The sequence below is a fragment of the Eubacterium sp. AF15-50 genome, assembly GCF_934835595.1.
GTDB classification, from domain to species: Bacteria; Bacillota; Clostridia; order Lachnospirales; family Lachnospiraceae; genus Eubacterium_G; species Eubacterium_G segne.
In genome coordinates this window covers 1-271 of the sequence record NZ_CAKVZL010000156.1, presented here as the reverse complement: position 1 = coordinate 271, position 271 = coordinate 1, and the positions used below count along the sequence as shown (strand labels likewise).

At 52.4% G+C, this 271-nt stretch carries 1 pseudogene (cut by a window edge); it reads left to right on the top strand.

The features are described from left to right. Nucleotides 1-147 (top strand): annotated as a pseudogene (locus tag Q5O73_RS10555) (GMP synthase (glutamine-hydrolyzing)); its annotated part reaches 197 nt to the left of the window's first position; the annotation flags it as partial. Nucleotides 148-271: the final 124 nt, after the last annotated feature.

Genomic DNA, 271 nt, shown 5'->3' with positions numbered 1-271 from the left:
ATGACCCATGTGCTGGGTGGTAAGGTAGAGCGTGCAGCCGTTCGGGAATATGGCAAGACTGAGGTGAAGGTAGACCGCAGTTCCAAGCTGTTTTCCGATGTATCCGAGAATACGATCTGCTGGATGAGCCATTTCGACTATATTTCGTTCTCATACTGCGGAGCCCCGAAGGTGATCTCACCGGTGACGCTGTAACGGTAGGACTGGTAGTCCTGTCCCTCTTCATTGGTGATGCCGGAGACACTTCCTCTGGCATCGTAGAGGTAATAGC